Here is a 20,527-nt window from a genome sequence, read left to right on the forward strand (position 1 = left end):
CCGATGAACGGGCAGTGCCAATAATCTATCCCCTTAAGCTAAACAGAGAGACGTTATGATGGCTGCTGAAATTCTTAAAATGATCAAGGAAAATGAAGTCGAATATGTAGACCTTCGTTTTACAGACCCGAAAGGTAAATGGCAGCATCTTGCCATGCATGTAGATGTCGTCGACGAAGACATGTTCGAAGATGGTGTGATGTTTGACGGCTCATCCATCACCGGCTGGAAAGCCATTAACGAATCCGACATGACACTGATGCCCGACCCGACATCTGCAGTTATGGATCCCTTTGCTGCACGCCCCACTCTGGTCGTATTTTGTGATATTCACGATCCGCTTTCCGGCGAGGGCTACGAGCGTGACCCACGTTCCGTTGCAAAACGTGCCGAAGCCTATCTTGGCAGCACCGGGATTGGCGATACTGCCTATTTTGGTCCTGAAGCAGAATTCTTCATGTTTGATGATGTTCGCTTCGCAAACACCAGCCATCACACATTCTACAAGCTGAGCGATGTTGAAGCACCGTTCATGTCTGGTGAAGAAATCGAAGGTGGCAACAGTGGTCATCGTCCGGGTGTTAAAGGCGGCTATTTTCCTGTACAGCCTGTCGATAGTGGCGCCGATATCCGCAGTGAAATGGTTGAAGTCTGCAAGGAAATGGGCCTTTCCGTTGAAAAACACCATCATGAAGTGGCCCCGAGCCAGCATGAACTTGGCATGAAATTCACAACGCTTGTCGCTGCGGCTGATGAAATGCAGAAGCAGAAATATGTCGTTCACAACGTCGCCCATGCCTATGGCAAGACAGTCACCTTTATGCCTAAGCCGGTATCCGGCGACAATGGTTCGGGCATGCATACGCATATGTCGATCTGGAAAGACGGCAAGCCTACCTTCGCGGGTTCCGGCTATGCGGACCTCTCCGAGACTGCGCTTTTCTACATTGGCGGCGTGATCAAGCATGCAAAGGCAATCAATGCCTTCACAAATGCAAGCACCAACTCCTACAAGCGCCTGATTCCGGGCTTTGAGGCTCCGGTCCTGCTTGCATACTCTGCGCGCAACCGCTCTGCGTCTTGCCGTATTCCTTACTCTCCGAGCCCGAACGGCAAGCGTGTTGAAGTTCGCTTCCCAGATTGCACGGCGAACCCGTATCTTGCCTTTGCCGCAATGATGATGGCTGGCCTTGACGGCATTCAGAACAAGATCCACCCGGGCGATGCCATGGACAAGGATCTTTATGATCTGCCACCTGAAGAACTTAAAGATATTCCAACGGTATCAGGTTCCCTCCGCGAAGCCCTTGAAGCTCTTGATGCGGACCGTGAATTCCTGAAAAAAGGTGGTGTTTTCACCGACGATATGCTCGACGGTTATATCGCAATGAAATGGGAAGATGTGTTCAGGTTCGAACATGCACCGCACCCGGTCGAATTCGAAATGTACTACAGCGTCTAAGCGCCAAATCGATCTAAGAAAAAGGCTGCCGGGAAACTGGCAGCCTTTTTTATTGGCACGGTAACTATGTCAATCGAGAATGACTACCCGTCAACCAGCCTTGGTTTTCCGTTGTCATCGATAGCTACGAATATATAGGTGCCCTCGGTCACCTTAATCTCTTTAGGGTCCAGTTTACGTGTGACAATAGTTGTCAGCTTCACCGCAACGGACGTCCGTCCTACCCGCTCAATCTCGCCATAGATGCTGACAACATCACCGACCTTGATAGGCTGATGGAACGTCATCGCCTCGACAGCAACAGTAACTGTGCGCCCATTTGCCCGCCGCGCGGCGAGAATGCCACCCGCCATATCCATTTGCGACAATACCCACCCACCAAAAATATCGCCATTGTTGTTGCAATCGCTGGGCATTGGTGCTGTACGGATAACGGGGTCACGGAATTCGGTAGTCATGATCTTTAGGCTTCCTTATCACTGTAAATTGAGAGTATAACCTATACAGATTCAGCCCGCGGGGCGAACATATTTTAATCACCGCAACCAGTCAAAAACAGTCAGTGAATTGCCTTAATGTCCGATCTTTTTCAGCAACCTAAATCCGAAAGTGCAGATTATTCCGCTAAAGATATCGAGGTCCTTGAAGGCCTTGAACCTGTTCGGCTACGTCCGGGCATGTATATCGGCGGCACGGACGAGCGCGCACGCCATCATCTCGCGGCCGAGGTTCTGGATAATTCAATGGATGAGGCCGTCGCGGGTCATGCAACCCGTATCGAGGTCGAGCTCTTTGCTGACGGTTCGCTTGGCATTCGCGATAATGGCCGGGGCATACCGATTGATCGGCATCCAAAATTCAAGGATAAGTCCGCGCTGGAAGTCATTCTGACGACCCTCCATTCAGGCGGTAAATTCTCCAATAAAGTCTATCACACCGCCGGTGGCTTGCATGGTGTTGGTATTTCCGTTGTGAACGCTCTCTCTGACCGCATGACGGTGGAAGTTGCCCGCGATAAGGAACTCTGGCGGCAGGAATTCTCAAAAGGCCTTCCAGTTTCTGCTCTTGAGAAAGTTGGCGCCGCTCCAAACCGGAGGGGCACCTCCGTCCAGTTTCACCCCGACCCGGAGATATTCGAAGCCGGCACGGCCCTTCGCCCGGCGAAGCTTTATAAGCTGGTTCGCTCGAAGGCCTATCTGTTTCGCGGCGTTGAAATTCGCTGGAAATGCGCCGAGGAACTGATCAAGGATGAGACACCGGCCGAGGCAACCCTGCACTTTCCGGGAGGTTTGCGCGATTTTCTGAATGCCTCCCTCGACGGTATCAAATCCGTAACGCCGGAACCTTTCGCTGGACGCGTGGAGTTGGACAATGATCGGGGCCGCGTTGAATGGGCGATTGCCATGGCCACTAACGAACATGACCTTTTTGAATTCCTATTGTAATACTGTGCCGACACCGGAAGGCGGCACTCATGAACTCGGTTTTCGCGGAGCACTTCTGCGGGGACTCAAGGCCTATGGGGAGCTGATCAACAACAAGAAAGCGGCGCAGGTCACGGCGGAAGATATTCTCTCCGGTGCGGCGGCTGTGCTCTCCGTCTTTATTCCAGACCCGCAGTTTCAGGGACAGACGAAGGAAAAACTGACCACCACGGAGGCAAGCCGCCTCGTTGACCTCGCCATCAAGGATCACTTCGATAACTGGCTGGCGGCCGCGCCGGACCAGGCGAACAATCTGCTCGCCTGGGTGATCGAGAAATCCGAAGAACGACTCCGTCGGCGGCAGGAAAAGGAAACAAGCCGAAAGACCGCGACCAGCCGCCTGCGCCTGCCCGGCAAGCTCGCTGATTGCAGCAAGAGTGGCCGCGACGGCACGGAAATTTTCATCGTTGAGGGCGATAGCGCTGGTGGTTCCGCCAAGCAGGGACGTGACCGTAAGACACAGGCTATTCTGCCGCTCCGCGGCAAAATCCTAAATGTTGCCTCTGCCACCAATGACAAGATCAAAGCCAATCTGGAATTACGGGACCTGGAGCAGGCGCTCGGCTGCGGCCTCCGCGACAAATACAGAAGCGAAGACCTGCGCTATGACAAAGTCATTATCATGACCGATGCCGATGTTGACGGGGCCCATATCGCCTCCCTCCTTATGACATTCTTCTATCGCGAAATGCGCCAACTCATTACTGATGGGCATCTCTACCTGGCGCAACCGCCGCTCTACCGTCTCTCACAGGGCGGAAAAACCTTTTACGCAATGGATGACACCCATAAAGACAAACTGATGGAAACGGAATTCAATGGCCGCGGCAAAGTTGACATTAGCCGATTTAAGGGCCTTGGCGAGATGCCCCCCGCGCAGTTAAAGGAGACAACCATGAACCCGGCAAATCGGGTCCTTCTCAAAGTCGACGTCCCGATGGAGGAATTTGGCGAAACTGCGGATCGGGTCGAAAGCCTGATGGGCAAGCGGCCGGAACTCCGATTCTCATTCATTCAGGAAAACGCCCGTTATGTCGAGGATCTGGACGTCTAGATGACGGATTACGTTCGCGCGAGCCAATGTCGCATATATTTGCTGGTAATCTCCGGCTCCTCCATCGTCGGCAAATGACCACAATTCGGAATTTCTACATATTGCGCATTCGGGATTTCAACGGCCATTTCCCGCTGGATTTTCGCCGGGATTAACTTGTCATCCGCACCGGCCAACACCAAAGTCGGGCAGGTAATAGTTTTCAGCATATCGGTCAGCACAGCACGGTCAAGCAGAGCGCGTTCCTGCCGAAGGAAGGCCTCCTTTCCCACATCTTCTGCCATCTTGAAAATACGATTGATAAGGTCTTCATCCTTTAGGCGCGATTCATGTATCAAAATGGGTAGCAAGCTGCGGGTCACGCCTTTAAACGCTGATCCCTGCTCTACCAGCTTCATGAAATCAATCCTCTTCTGACGATCCTCGGGTGTATCGGCAACAGCGCGCGAATCCATAATGGCCAGATGCGTCACCCGCTCCGGCGCCTGACGCATAATTTCCAATACGATATATCCACCCATCGACAGCCCAGCGAGCGCAAATCTTTCGGGAGCATTTGCCAATATACGCTCGGCAATCGCCGGCATATTATCGTCTTGCGTATGATCTCCAACGGTAATATCTGCGATATCAGAGAGGTCAACTATTTGATCACGCCACAAATCGGCAGTGCACAACAAACCCGGAACAAGAACAAGTGAATGTTTTTCTGTCATTTTTATGTGCTTTGTTATATTTTGTTTGAAGATTTTGGTTCTTGGCTTAGTCTTTCTTTTACAGATTGGATTTCGGCTTGAGAACCGTTAACTTTAAATTACAGCAAAATTAGTGTAATACTCTTGCCGTAACCCCGGTTTTACTGGGCAAATTGCAGGAAACATTTGACAGAATGTGCTAATTCACTAGATTGCGCACAGTTTTAAGATGATTTTATTTTTTTTACGAACGGTAGTTCTCTTTATATGAAATTTGCAGATCTCGGCCTTAGCCCCGAAGTGTTAAAAGCGGTTGAGGAAACCGGTTATGAAAGCCCGACGCCTATTCAGGAAAAAGCCATTCCCTATGTATTGATGGGGCGTGATGTTCTGGGCACGGCACAAACGGGTACTGGCAAGACCGCGAGTTTCACCCTACCGATGATTGATATCCTCGCTTCCGGTCAGGCGAAAGCGCGAATGCCGCGTTCCCTGATCCTGGAACCCACGCGCGAACTGGCCGCACAGGTTGCGGATAACTTTGAAACTTACGGCAAATACAGCAAGCTCTCCATGGCACTTCTGATCGGCGGCATGTCGTTCGCGGATCAAGACGCCAAACTCGACAAAGGCGTTGATGTCTTGATTGCAACGCCGGGTCGCCTCCTCGATCATGTGGAACGCGGGAAAGTTCTTCTGAACGGCGTAAAAACACTGGTGATCGACGAAGCCGACCGGATGATGGATATGGGCTTTATTCCGGACGTCGAACGGATTGTCTCTCTCCTACCACCACTTCGTCAGACTCTCTTTTTCTCGGCGACCATGTCGAAGGACATGCGAAAACTCGCCGACAAATTCCTTCTGAACCCGAAAGAAGTAGCTGTATCTCTACCAACGTCAACCGCAGCAACGGTGACGCAAGGGCTGGTTATAGTCAAACGGGCTGAAAAACGCCCTGCACTTCGCAAACTGCTTGAGAAAGAAGAAGTGAAGACAGCTTTTATCTTCTGCAATCGCAAGAAAGATGTTGATATCCTTCTGGGTTCACTCATGAAGCATGGCTTTAATGCCGGCGCTTTACATGGCGATATGAGCCAGAGTCATCGCATGGAAACTCTTGATAAATTCAAGGCCGGCGAGATTAAATTGCTCGTATGTTCCGACGTTGCCGCCCGCGGTATCGACGTCAGCTCGGTCAGTCATGTGTTTAACTTTGATGTGCCGACTCATGCAGAAGACTATATTCACCGGATTGGCCGGACGGGTCGTGCCGGACAAGAAGGCCACGCCTACACAATCGTCACGAAAAGCGAAACAAAATATCTGGATGGAATCCAAAAACTGGTTGGCCGGGATATTCCAATTCTGTCAATTGATGGTATGGATCAAATCGCGGAAGAAGGCGCCGTAATCGCGGAACGTGAAAAAGGATCGGGCCGTGATGCAAAAAAAGGCCGTCGGCGCGCAAATGACGATGCTCCTCCGGCCAAGTCTTCCCGCAAAAGCGCCCCTCGTAATGACGACAAGGCACCCTCTAAAAAATCAGAGGCACGCAACGCCGACGCTACGGAAGAGAAAACTAAAGACAAGAAGCCGCCCCGCCGGTCACGGCAGGCGAATGACGACTAGGATCCGCCTGTCGTCGGGCTCGGGGATAATATTCCGGCATTCTTTAAAATTCCGCTGCGGAAGACCGCGCAGAAATAACTTACCCCTCACAACAGGCTTCCTGAATATGGAAGCCTTTTTTGTTTCCATCTATCCGTGGAGTTTGTAGTATTCTAAAAATACTACATGCCAGAACATGTGCAGTTGCGACGCTGCGGGAAAGGTGACGTTTCTTGAAAACAATATTTATCATGGTGAAATGCGACCTCGGAAAAGCATATGATGTCGCCGCAAAAGCCATCGAAAATGTGGAGCATGTCTCGGAAGTCTACTCCATTTCGGGCCAATATGACTTGATGATGAAATGCTATCTTGATGATGATCAGGACATCGGGCATTTCGTCAATGAGCAGATTCAGACCCTTCCTGGCATAAAAGATACTTTCACCATGATCACATTCAAGGCGTTCAGCTAACCACCGCATAACACCTAAGGTACGGTGCCAGAAAACATTTCCTTTGCGCCCGCTATAAAATTACTTAATCTAAGGATCGCTTTAGGGAGTGGAACGGGATACCCGTTTCTGAGACAAAACAGGGAGACTTCATTGTGAACAAGAAATTTATCAGCTTGGTTTCTGCCGCTGCCATGCTGGCAGCGCCAGCCATGGCCAACGCCGCAGACGCCGTAAAAATCGGCTTTGTGACCACCTTGACCACCGGTGCCGGCGCTATCGGTAAGGATATGCGCGAGGCTGTGGATCTCGCCGTCATTCATCTTGGCGGCAAAATGGCCGGTCGAGACATTGAGATCATTTATGAGGATGATGGCTTCAAGCCGGAAATCGGAAAGCAAAAGACCGATAAACTTGTCAAGAAAGACAAGGTCGACTTTATAGCTGGCTACATCTGGAGCCATGTTCTAATGGCGTCCTACAAGAGTGCCGTCAACAGTGGGACCTTCCTGATCAGTTCCAACGCAGGACCAAGCGCACTCGCTGGCAAGCTCTGCCACGAAAACTTCTTCTCAACGTCCTGGCAAAATGACCAGACTCCCATGGCTATGGGCGAAGTCCTGAACCAGCGCGGCATCAAGAAACTCTATATTATGGCGCCGAACTACGCTGCGGGCAAAAATATGGTGACCGGCGTTGAACGCACCTTCAAGGGGGAGATCGTCGGCAAGGATATGACGAAATTCCCGGCGCAGCTCGACTTCTCTGCAGAACTCGCCAAGGTCCGCGCCGCCAAACCAGATGCGCTTTTTGTTTTCTATCCGGGCAAGCATGGCGCCCAGTTCATGGCACAGTATGCGCAGGCTGACCTTGCATCCTCCGTCCCGCTCTATACCACCTTCACCATCGACTCCATCAGTTTGCCCCGAGTGGGTGAACAAGCCGAAGGCAGCTTGATGACGATGTTCTGGTCACCAGACCTAGACACGCCAGGTAACAAACGGTTTGTCGGCGACTTTACGGCCAAATACGGCCACTACCCGAGCCACTACGCCGCGCAATCCTATGACTCGATCATGCTGATCAATAGCGCGGTTGAAAAGGTCAAGGGCGATTTGAGCGACCGTGATGCCGTTCGAGCCGCTATGAAAGCCGCTGATTTTGAAAGTGTTCGTGGCAAGCTGAAGTTCGGAAACAATAACCACCCGATCCAGAATTTCTACCTGCGGCAGGTCGTCAAGGATGACAAAGGACAGTACACCACAAAGATTGTCTCCACCGTCTATGAAGATCATCAGGATACATATGCCAAAGAATGCAAAATGAAGTAATTCTTCTTGCATTTCACAAGACTGGAAAAGGTGCGTAAGTCGGACAAGGCTACGCACTTTTTTCACATCCAACATGAGATTTCACGGTAAGGCGTATCGATGAACTGGTTATTACTGCTGGAACAGATACTAAACGGATTCCAGCTTGGCCTGCTTCTCTTTTTGCTGGCGGCGGGGCTGACACTCGTCTTCGGTATCATGGATATGGTGAACCTTGCCCATGGCTCGCTTTATATGATGGGGGCGTATTTTTGTGCAACCTTCACAGGTTGGACCGGGTCCTTCCTGATCGGCGCCCTGCTCACCCTGCCTGCTGTCTTTCTTCTTGGCGTGGTCGTCGAAATGGTCGCTCTTCGAACGCTATATGCCCGGGATCATCTGGATCAGGTGATGGCGACCTTCGGCTTGATCTTGTTCTTCAATGAGGCGACGCGCTTAATCTGGGGTCCGATCGGACTGGTTATTCCCCTACCGGAATTTCTGAATCAGACGGTGGAAATTATACCCGGCGCCCCCTACCCCGCCTTCCGCCTTGCGATTATTCTCGTCGGATTTCTTGTTGCCGGACTGTTATATCTCATCGTCTCACGAACAAAACTCGGTATGCTGATCCGCGCAGGCGCGAGCAATCGGGACATGATCGGCGCCCTGGGAATTAATATCCGACTTCTCTTCACCCTTGTCTTCGGCCTCGGTGCCGCACTTGCGGGCCTCGCAGGACTAATGGCCGGACCTATTCTCTCGGTTGAGATCGGCATGGGAGAAAGCATCCTGATCCTGACACTCGTTGTCATCGTGATTGGGGGCATCGGCTCCATCAAGGGCGCCTTTATCGCGGCCATCCTGATTGGGTTGATCGATACGGTCGGCCGGTCTTTCCTGCCCGAATTACTGGATTTGGTACTCCCCTCCCAGACGGCAACGACTGCGGCTCCTGCAATCTCCTCAATGATGATTTATCTATTGATGGCGCTAGTCCTCGCGATCAAACCGCAGGGGCTGTTCCCGCCAAAAGGAGTTGGTAGATGAGTTTAACTCCCCGCCAGATGATAAATGCCGCCTTGCTTGTTATCCTCGCCCTCCTGCCCTTTCTGACCGATTGGGCCGGTGACAGTTTTTACACAGGATTGGTTGCCCGTATCCTCATCCTCGCAATTGCGGCTCTCAGCCTCAACCTGTTGATCGGCTATGGTGGTATGGTGAGCTTTGGTCACGCCGCCTTTATCGGTGTTGGCGCCTATGTGGTCGGCATTGGCGCCTTTCACGCATTCGAGGATGGCATCGACTGGATGCTAAACGGATATATACAATTAATCTTAGCGATTTTTGGCACAGCATTCATTGCGCTCATTATCGGCGCTATCAGTCTCCGTACTCGAGGTGTCTATTTCATTATGATAACGATGGCCTTTTCGCAGATGCTCTATTTTACAGCTGTTGGCGTAGAAACCTATGGAGCAGATGACGGACTGTCCATCTATTCGCGCAGTGACATGCTGGGCCTGATCGATCTGAACGACGAAAAAAGCCTCTATTACCTGATTTTTTTCTCCCTGCTGGTGGTGCTATATTTGATGCACCGGCTGGTCGGCTCTGCGTTTGGCAATGTTATCCGCGGGAGTAAATCGAACGAGGCCCGCATGCGCGCCATCGGATTTTCACCCTATAAATACCGCCTGACGGCTTTCGTCATTGCGGGTGCGATTGCCGGATACGCCGGCTTCCTTATGGCGAACCTCAATGATTTCGTCAGCCCGGACGTGATGCATTGGACGCGCTCTGGCGATCTGATCATCATGATCCTCCTTGGCGGCATGGCGAGCCTGTTTGGCCCTCTCTATGGCGCCCTCGCCTTCCTGATGCTGGAAGAACTACTCTCTTCCATCCCGCTTACAATTGGCGGGCTCCGCGTTGGTGAATACTGGCAGCTGTTGTTCGGTCCCCTTCTTATCCTGGTCGTGCTGTATGCGCGAAACGGGGTGGATAGTTTCCTCCCCGGTGCGAGGAAAAGCCCATGACCACACAGGATCTTTTAGTTATCGATAACCTGATAAAGCACTATGATGGCCTTCTCGCCACCGACGATCTATCCTTGACCGTACGGAAGGGGGAATTACACGCCATTATCGGCCCGAACGGCGCCGGAAAAACAACTTTGATCAAGCAGCTCACGGGAGAAATTCCATCGGATGGCGGCCTAGTATCCTTTGCGGGGAAAAATATCAAGCGCCTGTCAGAGCCCGCTCGCTCCCACATTGGCATCGCCCGATCGTTCCAGATTACATCGCTTTTTCAGGACTTTACTGTTCTGGAAAATGTATGTCTTGCCGTACAGGCCCACAACGGACATTCGTTTCGATTCTGGAAGAAAATTAACGATGACACAACGCTGACCGACCCAGCCCGCGCGATCCTGCGGCAGATGGGTCTTGAAGAGCGTGCGGATACTGCCACTGCCGCGCTCAGTCACGGGGAGCAACGGCAACTTGAAATTGCCGTTGCGCTTGCCACAAAGCCCAGACTCCTCCTCCTAGATGAACCCATGGCTGGCATGTCCCGGGAGGATAGCGAAAAACTAGTCGAGCAACTCAATGAGTTGAAGCAGCACTATACAATCCTTTTGATCGAACATGATATGGATGCCGTCTTCAGTCTGGCTGACCGGATCAGCGTGCTTGTCTATGGTCGCGCTGTCGCCACTGGAACGCCCGATGAAATCCGCAATAATGAGGAGGTTCGTCAGGCCTATCTCGGGGAGGAAGCTTGACCATGCTGGAAGTTGACGCGATCAACAGCTTTTACGGCCAGAGTCAGGTTCTGTTCGACATGTCCCTGACTGTGAACGACGGTGAGGTTGTTACTCTCATGGGCAGAAATGGCATGGGCAAAACAACCACCATACGCTCTATCATGGGCCTTACCCCGGCTCGGCGCGGCACCATTCGGTTCAAGAATAAAGAAATCACCGCCCAATCGCCTTACCGGATTGCCCGCCTCGGTATTGGTCTGGTGCCGGAAGGGCGGCTGATCTCCCCAAATCTGAGTGTAGAAGAAAACCTGATTGCAACGGCAAATTCTGGACCCGCGGGCACGGGCCGCTGGGATATTGCTGCTGTCTGGAACATGTTTCCCAAGCTACGCGAACGAAAAAACAGCATGGGAAACCAAATTTCCGGCGGGGAACAGCAAATGCTCGCCATTGCCCGTGCGCTGATGACAAATCCGGAGCTTCTCTTGTTGGATGAGGCAACCGAAGGACTCGCCCCCTCATCCGGCAGGAAATCTGGCATTGCCTGCGCAACCTGAAAGAGGAAGGCCAATCCATACTGGTGATCGATAAAAATATGCAGGCACTCACTGATATCGCGGATCGGCACTATATTATTGAGAAAGGATCTGTTGTTTGGGAGGGAACGTCTCGCATGCTACTCAAGGATGATGCAGTCAAACATCAGTATCTAGGCATATAAAGGCACTCAAAAATAGTAATACCCTACAACGAATACTCTTCGAAAAAAATATCCATTCGGTTAATTAATTGTATTTACAATTACAAACATTTTTTTAATTATACGTCACTATAGACTTAGAGTACTAATAGTTTGCCATTGATAAAAAACACCGCAAATAAATCGGAGGCTTGATGCTTTGGCTATGACAGAAAATTATCAAAACACTCGTGTCATAGCTAAAAAGACATTGGCTCTGATAGAAGACCGTGGCATCCGGCCAACCCCCCACAACTACGCAATCTGGTTTGAGTATTTGCAGGAATCAAACCCGGATTTGACCCGAGCCGTTAATGAACTAATGGCGAAGAACGGCAAATACTCGGAGAAAATGGGTGTTGAGCTTTTCAACCGGTTCTTTACGCGTGATCGCGAAGGCCGGATAATCCAGGAAACAAACCGAACTCGTCCAAAAATCAATGGACAATGTTATGGGCGATTTGAAAAGAACGACGGCGGATTTTTCCTCATATGGCGAACAGTTAAGTAATTTTGCCATCAAAGCAGAGAAAATGAGCGGACCGGATTTGCAGAGTATGATTGGTGACATTGTCGACCAGACAAACTCCATGTCCGATAACAGTTCGCAACTCCAGAATGGCCTCGATACTGCCTCACGCGAAATTGCTGATTTAAAACGTCGGCTCCAACATGTACAGAAAGAAGCTTATACCGATTCCCTCACAGGCATCCCGAACCGCAAGAGTTTCGATACGGTTCTCTCAAAAGAAATAGCAACGGCAAGAGAAAATCAATCCGGCTTGTGCCTTGTGATGGCCGACATCGACCATTTCAAACAATTCAACGACCTCCATGGCCACACATTCGGAGATCAGGTTATCAAACTTGTCGCCGCTACTCTGGCAAGGGGGATTGAGAAAAATGCTGTTGCCGCCAGGTACGGCGGAGAAGAATTCAGCGTCATTCTCCCAACTACCGATCTTGCAGATGCAGTTAATCTCGCCAATGATTTACGCGCGGCGATTGCGGCGAAAAGGTTGATAGAAAGAACCACAAAAAAAGACGTCGGCAAGATCACCATGTCCTTCGGTGTTACGACTTACGCTCATCCGGAAGGTTCCACAGCCTTTATCAATCGCGCGGATCAGGCGCTTTATTCCGCAAAAAAGGCAGGGCGGAACTGCGTGAAGCATCTCCAACCCCGCGGCGTCTGAAAGATTTGCCCTAAAATCCAACAATCCGCAGATGATCATGCGGTATCATAAATCTTTCGATCAACCTGATATGTTGTTCTCATAGAAAAACCTGTTCTCCCGAGTGCTCTTCGACTAATCTTGTCCGATAAACACACTCATAAAAAATAACAATGCGCGGGGACCTATGACATACGCGACAATCAAATTCGACATTAAAGACGGTGTTGCCGCAATAACGCTGAACCGTCCCGATAAACTAAATTCATTCAGTGACGAAATGCATGAGGAACTCCGCTCTATCATGCCACAGCTGGAGAGTGATGACGTTCGCGCAGTCTTGATTACCGGTGAAGGCAGAGCCTTTGGCGCCGGAGCAGATCTCTCTTCAAGCAGCGCCTCAGGTGGTGGTCTTGATGCCGGGGAAACACTCGAGAAAAATTATAACCCCCTGATCCTGTTTGTCCGGAACCTGAACAAGCCGGTTGTGGCAGCCGTCAACGGTATTGCCGCCGGGGCGAGCATGAGCCTCGCGCTTTCCTGCGATATTGTCCTCGCCGCAAAATCCGCTTATTTCCTTCAGGCCTTCTGCCATATCGGGCTAGTGCCTGACGCTGGCAGCACTTATTTCCTGCCCCGTCTTGTCGGATCGGGTAAGGCCATGGGCATGGCCATGCTGGGCGACAAACTTCCCGCCGATGAGGCAGAGAAAATGGGCTTGATCTGGAAAACCTATGAGGATGATGAATTAATGCCCGCGGCAAAGACGTTAGCAGCTAAGCTAGCCGCTGGTCCAACGATGGGCTACGCCTATATCAAGCAGGCAATGAACGCCAGTCTTGTCAATAATCTGGAAGCACAGTTGAAAGTCGAGCGTGACCTTCAACAGAAAGCAAGTGGCACGGAAGACTTTTACGAAGGTGTTTCCGCTTTCCTCGGCAAACGGAAAGCCAACTTCAAAGGCAAATAAAATGTCCGGAAACGACGGGCTAAGCGCCGAGGATATAGCCAGAACAGTTGGCGAAACCATGTATCGCAAAGATACAGCCGCGCAGCATATTGGAATTACGCTGAAAGAAATCGCACCCGGTCGGGCCGTGATGACAATGCGGGTATCGGATTATATGCTGAACGGCCACCATATCTGTCACGGCGGATATATTTTTACGCTGGCCGATACCGCCTTCGCTTATGCCTGCAACAGCTATAACCAGAATACCGTCGCGCAGGCTGCCCAAATCAATTTCATCCAGCCGACACCTCTGAATACGCTTTTAACGGCGACGGCGACCGAAATTGCACGGACCGGTCGAACCGGGCTATATGATATTACTGTTCACGATGAAAACAGAGAAACCGTTGCCTTTTTTCGTGGCAACTCCCACACCATAAAGGGACAGATGATCCCGGGCCTCAATGAAAGAGAAAAAGAATGAAAAATGCCTATATTTGTGATGCTGTCAGAACCCCGATTGGCCGTTATGGCGGTAGCTTGTCTGCTGTTCGCACCGACGACTTGGGTGCCATTCCAATCAAGGCTCTGATGGAACGCAATCCCTCCGTCAATTGGGAAAAGGTTGATGACGTGATGTATGGCAACGCCAACCAGGCCGGAGAAGACAACCGCAATGTCGCCCGGATGAGCGCCCTGCTCGCCGGACTACCTGAAAGCGTCGGTGGCGCCACAATCAACCGTCTTTGCGGTTCTGGCATGGACGCCACAGCATCGATTGCGCGCCAGATCATGACGGGAGAGGCAAATCTTGGTATTTCCGGCGGTGTTGAAAGCATGAGCCGCGCGCCCTTCGTGATGGGCAAGGCAACAACGCCTTTCTCCCGCAATGCAGAAATTTTCGACACCACCATTGGCTGGCGTTTCGTCAACAAGAAGATGAAGGATCAGTATGGTATCGATTCCATGCCGGAAACGGCGGAAAATGTAGCCGAGGATTATCAGATCCGGCGCGAAGATCAGGACCTCTTTGCCCTTCGCAGTCAGGAAAAGGCAGCCGCCGCGCAGGCAAACGGATCATACAACGACGAAATTATCCCCGTCACCATCCCACAGCGCAAGGGTGACCCGATTATTGTCGATAAAGACGAACATCCCCGTGCGACCAGCATTGACAAGCTCTCCGCGCTAAAGGCCCCGTTCCGGGCGGGCGGTTCTGTTACTGCGGGCAATGCCTCCGGCGTGAATGACGGTGCCTGCGCCATCCTGCTCGCTTCCGATGAAGCCATTGAGGAATATGGTCTAACTGCCAAGGCCCGCATTCTGGGTGCCGCCACTGCGGGCGTTCCACCGCGGATCATGGGGATCGGCCCTGCCCCGGCTAGCCAGAAATTGCTGTCTCGCCTTGGGCTCACCATTGAAGATATGGATGTGATAGAACTGAACGAGGCTTTCGCTGCACAGGGCCTTGCCGTCATGCGGGAACTTGGCCTGAAAGACGATGACCCGCGTGTCAATCCACTCGGCGGCGCCATCGCACTTGGCCATCCACTCGGCATGTCCGGCGCCCGTCTGCTAACGACTGCAATGTATCAGTTACACCGCACAGGCGGACGCTATGCCCTCTGCACGATGTGTATCGGTGTTGGTCAGGGGATCGCGACAGTTATCGAAAGAGTATAACGCATAAGGGGGAGACATGCGCCTTAAGCCACCGTCCAGAGACGAGCTCGATCCGATCGAGGTTGCGAGCCGGGATGAGATCTCGGCCCTGCAGCTGAATCGCCTCAAATGGAGTTTGGCGCATGCCTACCAGAATGTTCCGCTCTTTCGGGAGCGGTTCGACGCGGCGGGCGTACATCCCGATAACCTAAAGTCTCTGGACGATCTCGCGAAATTTCCTTTCTGCAAAAAGCAAGATCTGCGGGACAACTATCCTTTCGGCATGTTTGCCGTGCCTAAATCCAATATTGTCCGGCTGCATGCCTCCTCCGGCACAACAGGCCGGGCGACGGTCGTCGGCTATACACAAGGCGATATTGATAACTGGTCGACCCTTGTCGCCCGTTCTATCCGTGCCAGCGGCGGACGGAAAGAACATTTGGTTCATGTGACATATGGCTATGGACTTTTTACCGGTGGCCTCGGTGCACATTATGGGGCCGAGCGACTGGGCTGCACCGTTGTTCCCATGTCGGGCGGACAGACAGAACGACAAGTCCAGATCATCAATGATTTCGGCGCGGATATCATCATGGTTACGCCCTCCTATATGATGGCCATTGCCGAGGAGTTTGAACGGCAGGGCCTCGACCCGCGCAAATCACCGCTAAAGGCCGGCATATTTGGCGCCGAACCCTGGAGTGAGGCCATGCGCCGCGAAATAGAAGACCGCTTCGATATCGACGCGCTCGATATCTATGGGTTGTCAGAGGTGATGGGCCCTGGTGTTGCCAGCGAATGCATCGAGACCAAGGACGGCCCGGTTATCTGGGAAGATCATTTCTATCCCGAGATCATTGATCCAGAGACAGGAGAAGTTCTTCCTGACGGCGAAAAAGGGGAGCTTGTCTTCACAACCCTAACGAAGGAGGCCTTTCCCGTTGTCCGATATCGCACCGGGGATCTCACGCGTCTAATGCCTGGCACGGCCCGATCAATGCGGCGCATGGAAAAAATAACCGGGCGCACGGATGATATGCTGATCATCCGGGGGTTAATCTCTTCCCCTCCCAAATCGAAGAACTGGTGGTTCAGACCGAGGGACTCTCCGCTCACTACGTTCTGGAGGTACATCGCGAAGGGGTTCTCGATAGCCTTACTATTCGCGTTGAACACGCTCTTTCGGGGACTGCAAACGCTGATACAGCAGGAAAGCTTCGTGACCGGATCAAGGGCGTTCTGGGGGTCAGTTCCGTTATTGATATATGTGAACCCGGCTCGGTCGAACGTTCCCTCGGCAAGGCGAAACGGGTCATCGACCATCGAAAGACATAAAGGCGGCAAATGACCAGTGGTTTTCAGGGTTTCCCGAAGGATTTTCTGCGCTTTTACGCAGAGCTCATCGAGAATAACAATCGCGACTGGTTCGGGAAAAACAAACAGCGCTATAAGGATGTCGTTGTCTATCCGATGTGTGATTTCATCGAGGCAATGGCGCCACGTCTGGAAGCCATCGCGCCGAAATATATAGCCGACCCGAGACCCAATGGCGGCTCCATGTTCCGGATTTATCGCGACGTGCGATTTTCTCGCGACCCAAAGCCTTATAAGGAGCATGCGGCCTGCCAGTTCAGGCATCAAGCCGGAAGGGACGCACATGCGCCGGGCTACTATGTCCATCTCGCCCTCGACGGAGTACGCTTTGGAGGCGGCATATATCTGCCCCCTTCCCCTATTCTCAACAAAATACGCCATGCCATCGATAAGAAGGATATAGAGTGGACCGCCATCAAGTCCGACCCCGACTTCAAGGCAACTTTCATTGAAGGAATTCGGGGCGACGGTCTGAAACGCGCGCCCAAAGGCTATCCTATCGATCATCTACAGATTGAGGATTTACGGCGTAAGACCCTATTTGTGATGAAACCCCTTGCGAATATTCAGGCCATCACAAAGCCGGATTTTGTCGATGAAGTTGAGGATGCATTTCAAAAGGCAACGCCCTTCATGCGATTCTTGACCAACGCAGTTGAACTTCCTTTCTAAAAACGATTTCCGTGCGGCTATCGTTAACTTTCTTTTAAGACAATTTTTCTAAAATTAACGGCAAGTTGAACAAACGGCACCGATTAAGGATGACGGCCATGATGAATATCATTGAATTGCACCCCGATACGACAATCGATCTTTATAGTACGGCGCACGACCTGATTGCCCATCAGGGAGAGAACGCCGTTGACATGCTAACCGCGGAGGCAGATGCCCTGCGCCGGAATGATCAGGCCGAGGAAGACCTCTATGCCTGCATCGAGTTGATGCGTGTCGTAAATGAGCTTATCGACATGGAAGTTGCCGGTCCGATACATTAATCAAACACGACAAGACGTTAAAAAAGGCGGCACTTAAAATGCCGCCTTTTTTGTTCTGACTATATCAGACACTCAGCTTTGCAGCACCACTCGGCCGACGACCTTACCGGCACGCAGATCCTCAAGTGTGTTATATGCTTCTTTCATTGGACGTGGTGTAATCATAAGCTCGCTAAGCTTGCCCGCCTTCGCGAGTTCCATCAATTCCCGCATTTCCCGCAAGTTGCCGACATAGCTGCCTTCCACCGAGATGGCCTTGATTGGGAACATTGGAATTGGCATGCTAAACCCGCCACCAAAGAGGCCAACGATAACAAGCTTCCCGCCCTTGGCGAGCACTTTTGCGCCGAAGGCCGCGCTGCTTTCTGCACCGACAAAATCGATGGTTGCATTCACACCGCCGCCAGTCATCCCCATAAAACTTTTAAAGGCCGCGGGATCAGACGGATCAATCGCTTCAACGGCACCGGCTTTCAGGCCGGCCTCCCGCTTTGCCGGATCAATATCCGCGACGTAAATATCCGCATCGGTCACGGATTTGGCAATCGCCATCGCCGCAAGGCCAACGCCCCCCGCCCCGATGATGAGCAGCTTGCCCCCATCCGTGCGGGATTTCACCTTGTTAAGCGCACTATATCCAGTCAGTCCGGAACACGTGTAAGTGCAGGCTAACTCCTTCGGGAGCGAGCCATAATCAAGAAGATAGCGAGAATGAGGTACAATCAGGGTATCAGAATATCCACCAGCGACATCTATGCCAAGTTGACGTGGACGATTGCAAAGCTGCTCCTCCCCTGAGGCGCAGATAGCACATTCGCCACACCCAATCCAGGGATAGACAACGCGCTTGTCACCGACCTTAACATCGGTCACATTTTCACCAACTGCGGTCACCGTTCCGACGATTTCATGACCGAGCGTGAACGGAAGTTCCCGTCCGCCCTTGATATTGAGCTGCTTGCCGTGGCCGAGATCGAAATGGCCTTCCCAGATGTGAATGTCACTATGACAAACTCCACAGGCCGTGACATCCATCAATACTTCATCGCCGCTTACACTTGGCGCCTCGCTGGTATTTTCCACCAACGGGGCTCCATATTCCTCAAATTGATAGCTTTTCATTTTTTCCTCCCAGATTTCTTGTTTTTCAGCGATCAGGCAATATTGATCCAGGTTGTTTTCAGCTGTGTATATTTTTCAAGAGCATGGAGGGAACGGTCGCGCCCATTACCGGACTGCTTATAACCACCAAACGGCGTGGACATATCGACATCATCATATGTGTTGACCCAGACAGTACCGGCACGCAGGGACTGTGCAAGTTGATGCGCCTTGGAAATATCCCGTGTCCAGACGGACGCGGCCAGGCCATAGATCGTATCGTTGGCGATGTTAATTCCCTCTTCCATATCTTTAAAGGTAATGGCACTGACAACCGGACCGAAGATTTCTTCCTGCGCGATGGTCATATCATTGGAAACACCATCGAAAATCGTTGGCTCGATATAGAAACCGCCGGTTTCCTGACGGACCTGCTTACCACCGTAATGCAGTTTCGCGCCTTCTTCCTGACCTTTGTTGATATACCCCATCACGCGATCTGTCTGGGATTTGTCCACCATAGCGCCGATAACTGTCTTTGCATCCAAAGGATCACCGGGCTGCAATGTTTTCGCGACATTTGCGATCTTTTCAACCAATTCGTCCTTGACGCTGTCCTGAACGACAATACGGGAAGCGGCGGTGCAAACTTCACCCTGATTGAAGAAGACACCCATGGCAATTTTCTTCGCCGCGAGATCAAGGTCAGCGTCCGCCATCACGATGCTTGGGCTTTTGCCGCCGCATTCAAGACCAACTGCTTTAAGGTTGCTTTCTCCCGAATAGCGCATGAATAGCTTACCGACCTCGGTCGAGCCAGTGAACGCCAGAGCATCCACATCCATATGACGGCCGAGCGCCTGACCCGCGGTTTCACCAAAGCCGGGAAGGACGTTGAAGACCCCTGCTGGAATACCTGCCTCAATCGCAAGTTCCGCGACGCGAAGCGCAGTAAGCGGTGACTGCTCAGCTGGTTTCATGACAACGCTATTACCCGCCGCAAGCGCCGGTGCAAATTTCCACGCACCCATCAAAAGCGGGAAATTCCAGGGAACAACGCAGGCAACAACACCAATAGGCTCGCGTGTAATCAACGCAAGGGAGCGGCGGCGATCTGTCGGGGCGATTTCGTCATAAACCTTGTCGATTGCCTCTGCGTACCAGGAAATACTGCCTGCCGAACCTGGCATATCAACGGCACCCGCCCATTTTACGGGTTTGCCCATATCAAGGCACTCCAACAGCGCCAGTTCGTCCTTGTTCTTCATGATCAGACCGGCAAATTTCTGTAAAACGGCTTTTCGTTTGGCCGGTGCCGCGCGGGACCATGCGCCGGAGTTAAAGGCCGCCCGGGCCGCACTTACGGCGCGATTGACATCTTCAACATCACAGGCAGCAACCTGCGTAAGGACACGGCCGTCAACGGGGCTGACGCAATCAAACGTTTTACCGGAGGCGGCATCAACATATTCGCCATTGATAAAGGCCTTGTTGCGAATTGAAATCTGGCTTTCGAGTTTCTGCCAATCTTCACGTGTAGGAGCTGGTGCTGCGGACATGCTATTTCCTCTTTTATCTTATTGATGTCAGACATGATTTAATTTTGGCACGAGCATAAACAATGCCCTGCCATCGTGAAAGAGTTAGTTTGCGTGACATATAAATTTTTACTTGTAAATTTTTTGCTG

At 51.8% G+C, this 20,527-nt stretch carries 17 protein-coding genes and 3 pseudogenes; 16 read left to right on the plus strand and 4 right to left on the minus strand.

The genetic code is table 11. The annotated features are described in order from the left end of the window. Positions 1 to 55: 55 nt before the first annotated feature. The gene (gene glnA, locus AC0L73_RS01635; protein WP_227952229.1) at positions 56 to 1,462 is read left to right on the plus strand and encodes a type I glutamate--ammonia ligase; all 1,407 of its coding nucleotides are present in this window, start codon (positions 56 to 58) and stop codon (positions 1,460 to 1,462) included. An 83-nt stretch (positions 1,463 to 1,545) separates the two neighbouring features. Here glnA and AC0L73_RS01640 read toward each other — a convergent pair whose 3' ends face one another. After that, a complete protein-coding gene (locus AC0L73_RS01640; protein WP_227952230.1) occupies positions 1,546 to 1,920 on the minus strand; it encodes an acyl-CoA thioesterase in 375 nt (124 codons plus the stop codon). Between the two features lie 117 nt (positions 1,921 to 2,037). On the opposite strand from AC0L73_RS01640, the pseudogene parE reads away from it, so the two are divergent. Then, a pseudogene (gene parE / locus AC0L73_RS01645) lies at positions 2,038 to 4,000 on the plus strand (DNA topoisomerase IV subunit B). 8 nt (positions 4,001 to 4,008) lie between these two features. Here parE and AC0L73_RS01650 read toward each other — a convergent pair. Next, positions 4,009 to 4,716: an alpha/beta fold hydrolase gene (locus tag AC0L73_RS01650; RefSeq protein ID WP_473654712.1), complete on the minus strand. Its 708-nt coding sequence runs from the start codon at positions 4,714 to 4,716 to the stop codon at positions 4,009 to 4,011. A 246-nt stretch (positions 4,717 to 4,962) separates the two neighbouring features. On the opposite strand from AC0L73_RS01650, the gene AC0L73_RS01655 reads away from it, so the two are divergent. From AC0L73_RS01655 to AC0L73_RS01720, 14 genes and pseudogenes are all read left to right on the plus strand, one after another. After that, a complete protein-coding gene (locus AC0L73_RS01655) occupies positions 4,963 to 6,327 on the plus strand; it encodes a DEAD/DEAH box helicase (protein ID WP_473654713.1) in 1,365 nt (454 codons plus the stop codon). A gap of 212 nt (positions 6,328 to 6,539) precedes the next feature. Beyond that, positions 6,540 to 6,782 (plus strand): Lrp/AsnC ligand binding domain-containing protein, encoded by a 243-nt coding sequence (locus tag AC0L73_RS01660; protein WP_227952234.1) that lies wholly within the window; start codon positions 6,540 to 6,542, stop codon positions 6,780 to 6,782. 173 nt (positions 6,783 to 6,955) lie between these two features. Continuing rightward, the gene (locus AC0L73_RS01665) at positions 6,956 to 8,092 is read left to right on the plus strand and encodes an ABC transporter substrate-binding protein (protein ID WP_415776546.1); all 1,137 of its coding nucleotides are present in this window, start codon (positions 6,956 to 6,958) and stop codon (positions 8,090 to 8,092) included. Positions 8,093 to 8,191: 99 nt separating this feature from the next. After that, positions 8,192 to 9,121 carry a branched-chain amino acid ABC transporter permease gene (locus AC0L73_RS01670; protein WP_473654714.1) on the plus strand — a complete coding sequence of 310 codons (930 nt, stop codon included), beginning with the start codon at positions 8,192 to 8,194 and terminating at the stop codon, positions 9,119 to 9,121. Next, complete coding sequence (locus AC0L73_RS01675; RefSeq protein WP_227952237.1) at positions 9,118 to 10,110, plus strand: branched-chain amino acid ABC transporter permease; 993 nt, start codon at positions 9,118 to 9,120, stop codon at positions 10,108 to 10,110. Before AC0L73_RS01670 ends, AC0L73_RS01675 begins: the two co-directional genes overlap by 4 nt. Next, the gene (locus AC0L73_RS01680; protein ID WP_227952238.1) at positions 10,107 to 10,859 is read left to right on the plus strand and encodes an ABC transporter ATP-binding protein; all 753 of its coding nucleotides are present in this window, start codon (positions 10,107 to 10,109) and stop codon (positions 10,857 to 10,859) included. Before AC0L73_RS01675 ends, AC0L73_RS01680 begins: the two co-directional genes overlap by 4 nt. Positions 10,860 to 10,861: 2 nt before the next feature. Further along, positions 10,862 to 11,562: pseudogene (locus AC0L73_RS01685) on the plus strand (ABC transporter ATP-binding protein). A 470-nt stretch (positions 11,563 to 12,032) separates the two neighbouring features. Further along, on the plus strand, positions 12,033 to 12,776 hold the full coding sequence (locus tag AC0L73_RS01690; protein WP_473654715.1) for a GGDEF domain-containing protein: 744 nt from the start codon (positions 12,033 to 12,035) through the stop codon (positions 12,774 to 12,776). Positions 12,777 to 12,942: 166 nt separating this feature from the next. Next, positions 12,943 to 13,725 (plus strand): enoyl-CoA hydratase-related protein, encoded by a 783-nt coding sequence (locus AC0L73_RS01695; RefSeq protein WP_473654716.1) that lies wholly within the window; start codon positions 12,943 to 12,945, stop codon positions 13,723 to 13,725. A 1-nt stretch (position 13,726) separates the two neighbouring features. After that, entirely contained in the window at positions 13,727 to 14,191 is a 465-nt protein-coding gene (gene paaI / locus AC0L73_RS01700; RefSeq protein ID WP_473654717.1) for a hydroxyphenylacetyl-CoA thioesterase PaaI, read from the plus strand. Continuing rightward, positions 14,188 to 15,390: a 3-oxoadipyl-CoA thiolase gene (gene pcaF / locus AC0L73_RS01705; RefSeq protein WP_227952243.1), complete on the plus strand. Its 1,203-nt coding sequence runs from the start codon at positions 14,188 to 14,190 to the stop codon at positions 15,388 to 15,390. The genes paaI and pcaF overlap by 4 nt, the downstream gene beginning before the upstream one ends. Positions 15,391 to 15,406: 16 nt before the next feature. Then, a pseudogene (paaK, locus tag AC0L73_RS01710) lies at positions 15,407 to 16,704 on the plus strand (phenylacetate--CoA ligase PaaK). Positions 16,705 to 16,713: 9 nt separating this feature from the next. Beyond that, positions 16,714 to 17,415, plus strand: coding sequence for a DUF2461 domain-containing protein (locus tag AC0L73_RS01715; RefSeq protein WP_227952245.1), 702 nt, complete (start codon positions 16,714 to 16,716; stop codon positions 17,413 to 17,415). Positions 17,416 to 17,513: 98 nt separating this feature from the next. Then, positions 17,514 to 17,738, plus strand: coding sequence for a hypothetical protein (locus AC0L73_RS01720; RefSeq protein ID WP_227952246.1), 225 nt, complete (start codon positions 17,514 to 17,516; stop codon positions 17,736 to 17,738). Positions 17,739 to 17,810: 72 nt separating this feature from the next. Here AC0L73_RS01720 and AC0L73_RS01725 read toward each other — a convergent pair whose 3' ends face one another. Together AC0L73_RS01725 and AC0L73_RS01730 are read right to left on the minus strand one after the other, a co-directional pair. Further along, complete coding sequence (locus AC0L73_RS01725; protein WP_227952247.1) at positions 17,811 to 18,860, minus strand: alcohol dehydrogenase; 1,050 nt, start codon at positions 18,858 to 18,860, stop codon at positions 17,811 to 17,813. Between the two features lie 32 nt (positions 18,861 to 18,892). Then, a complete protein-coding gene (locus AC0L73_RS01730; protein ID WP_473654718.1) occupies positions 18,893 to 20,398 on the minus strand; it encodes an aldehyde dehydrogenase in 1,506 nt (501 codons plus the stop codon). Positions 20,399 to 20,527 lie beyond the last annotated feature (129 nt).

Source organism: Sneathiella sp. D3-11 (assembly GCF_055809395.1).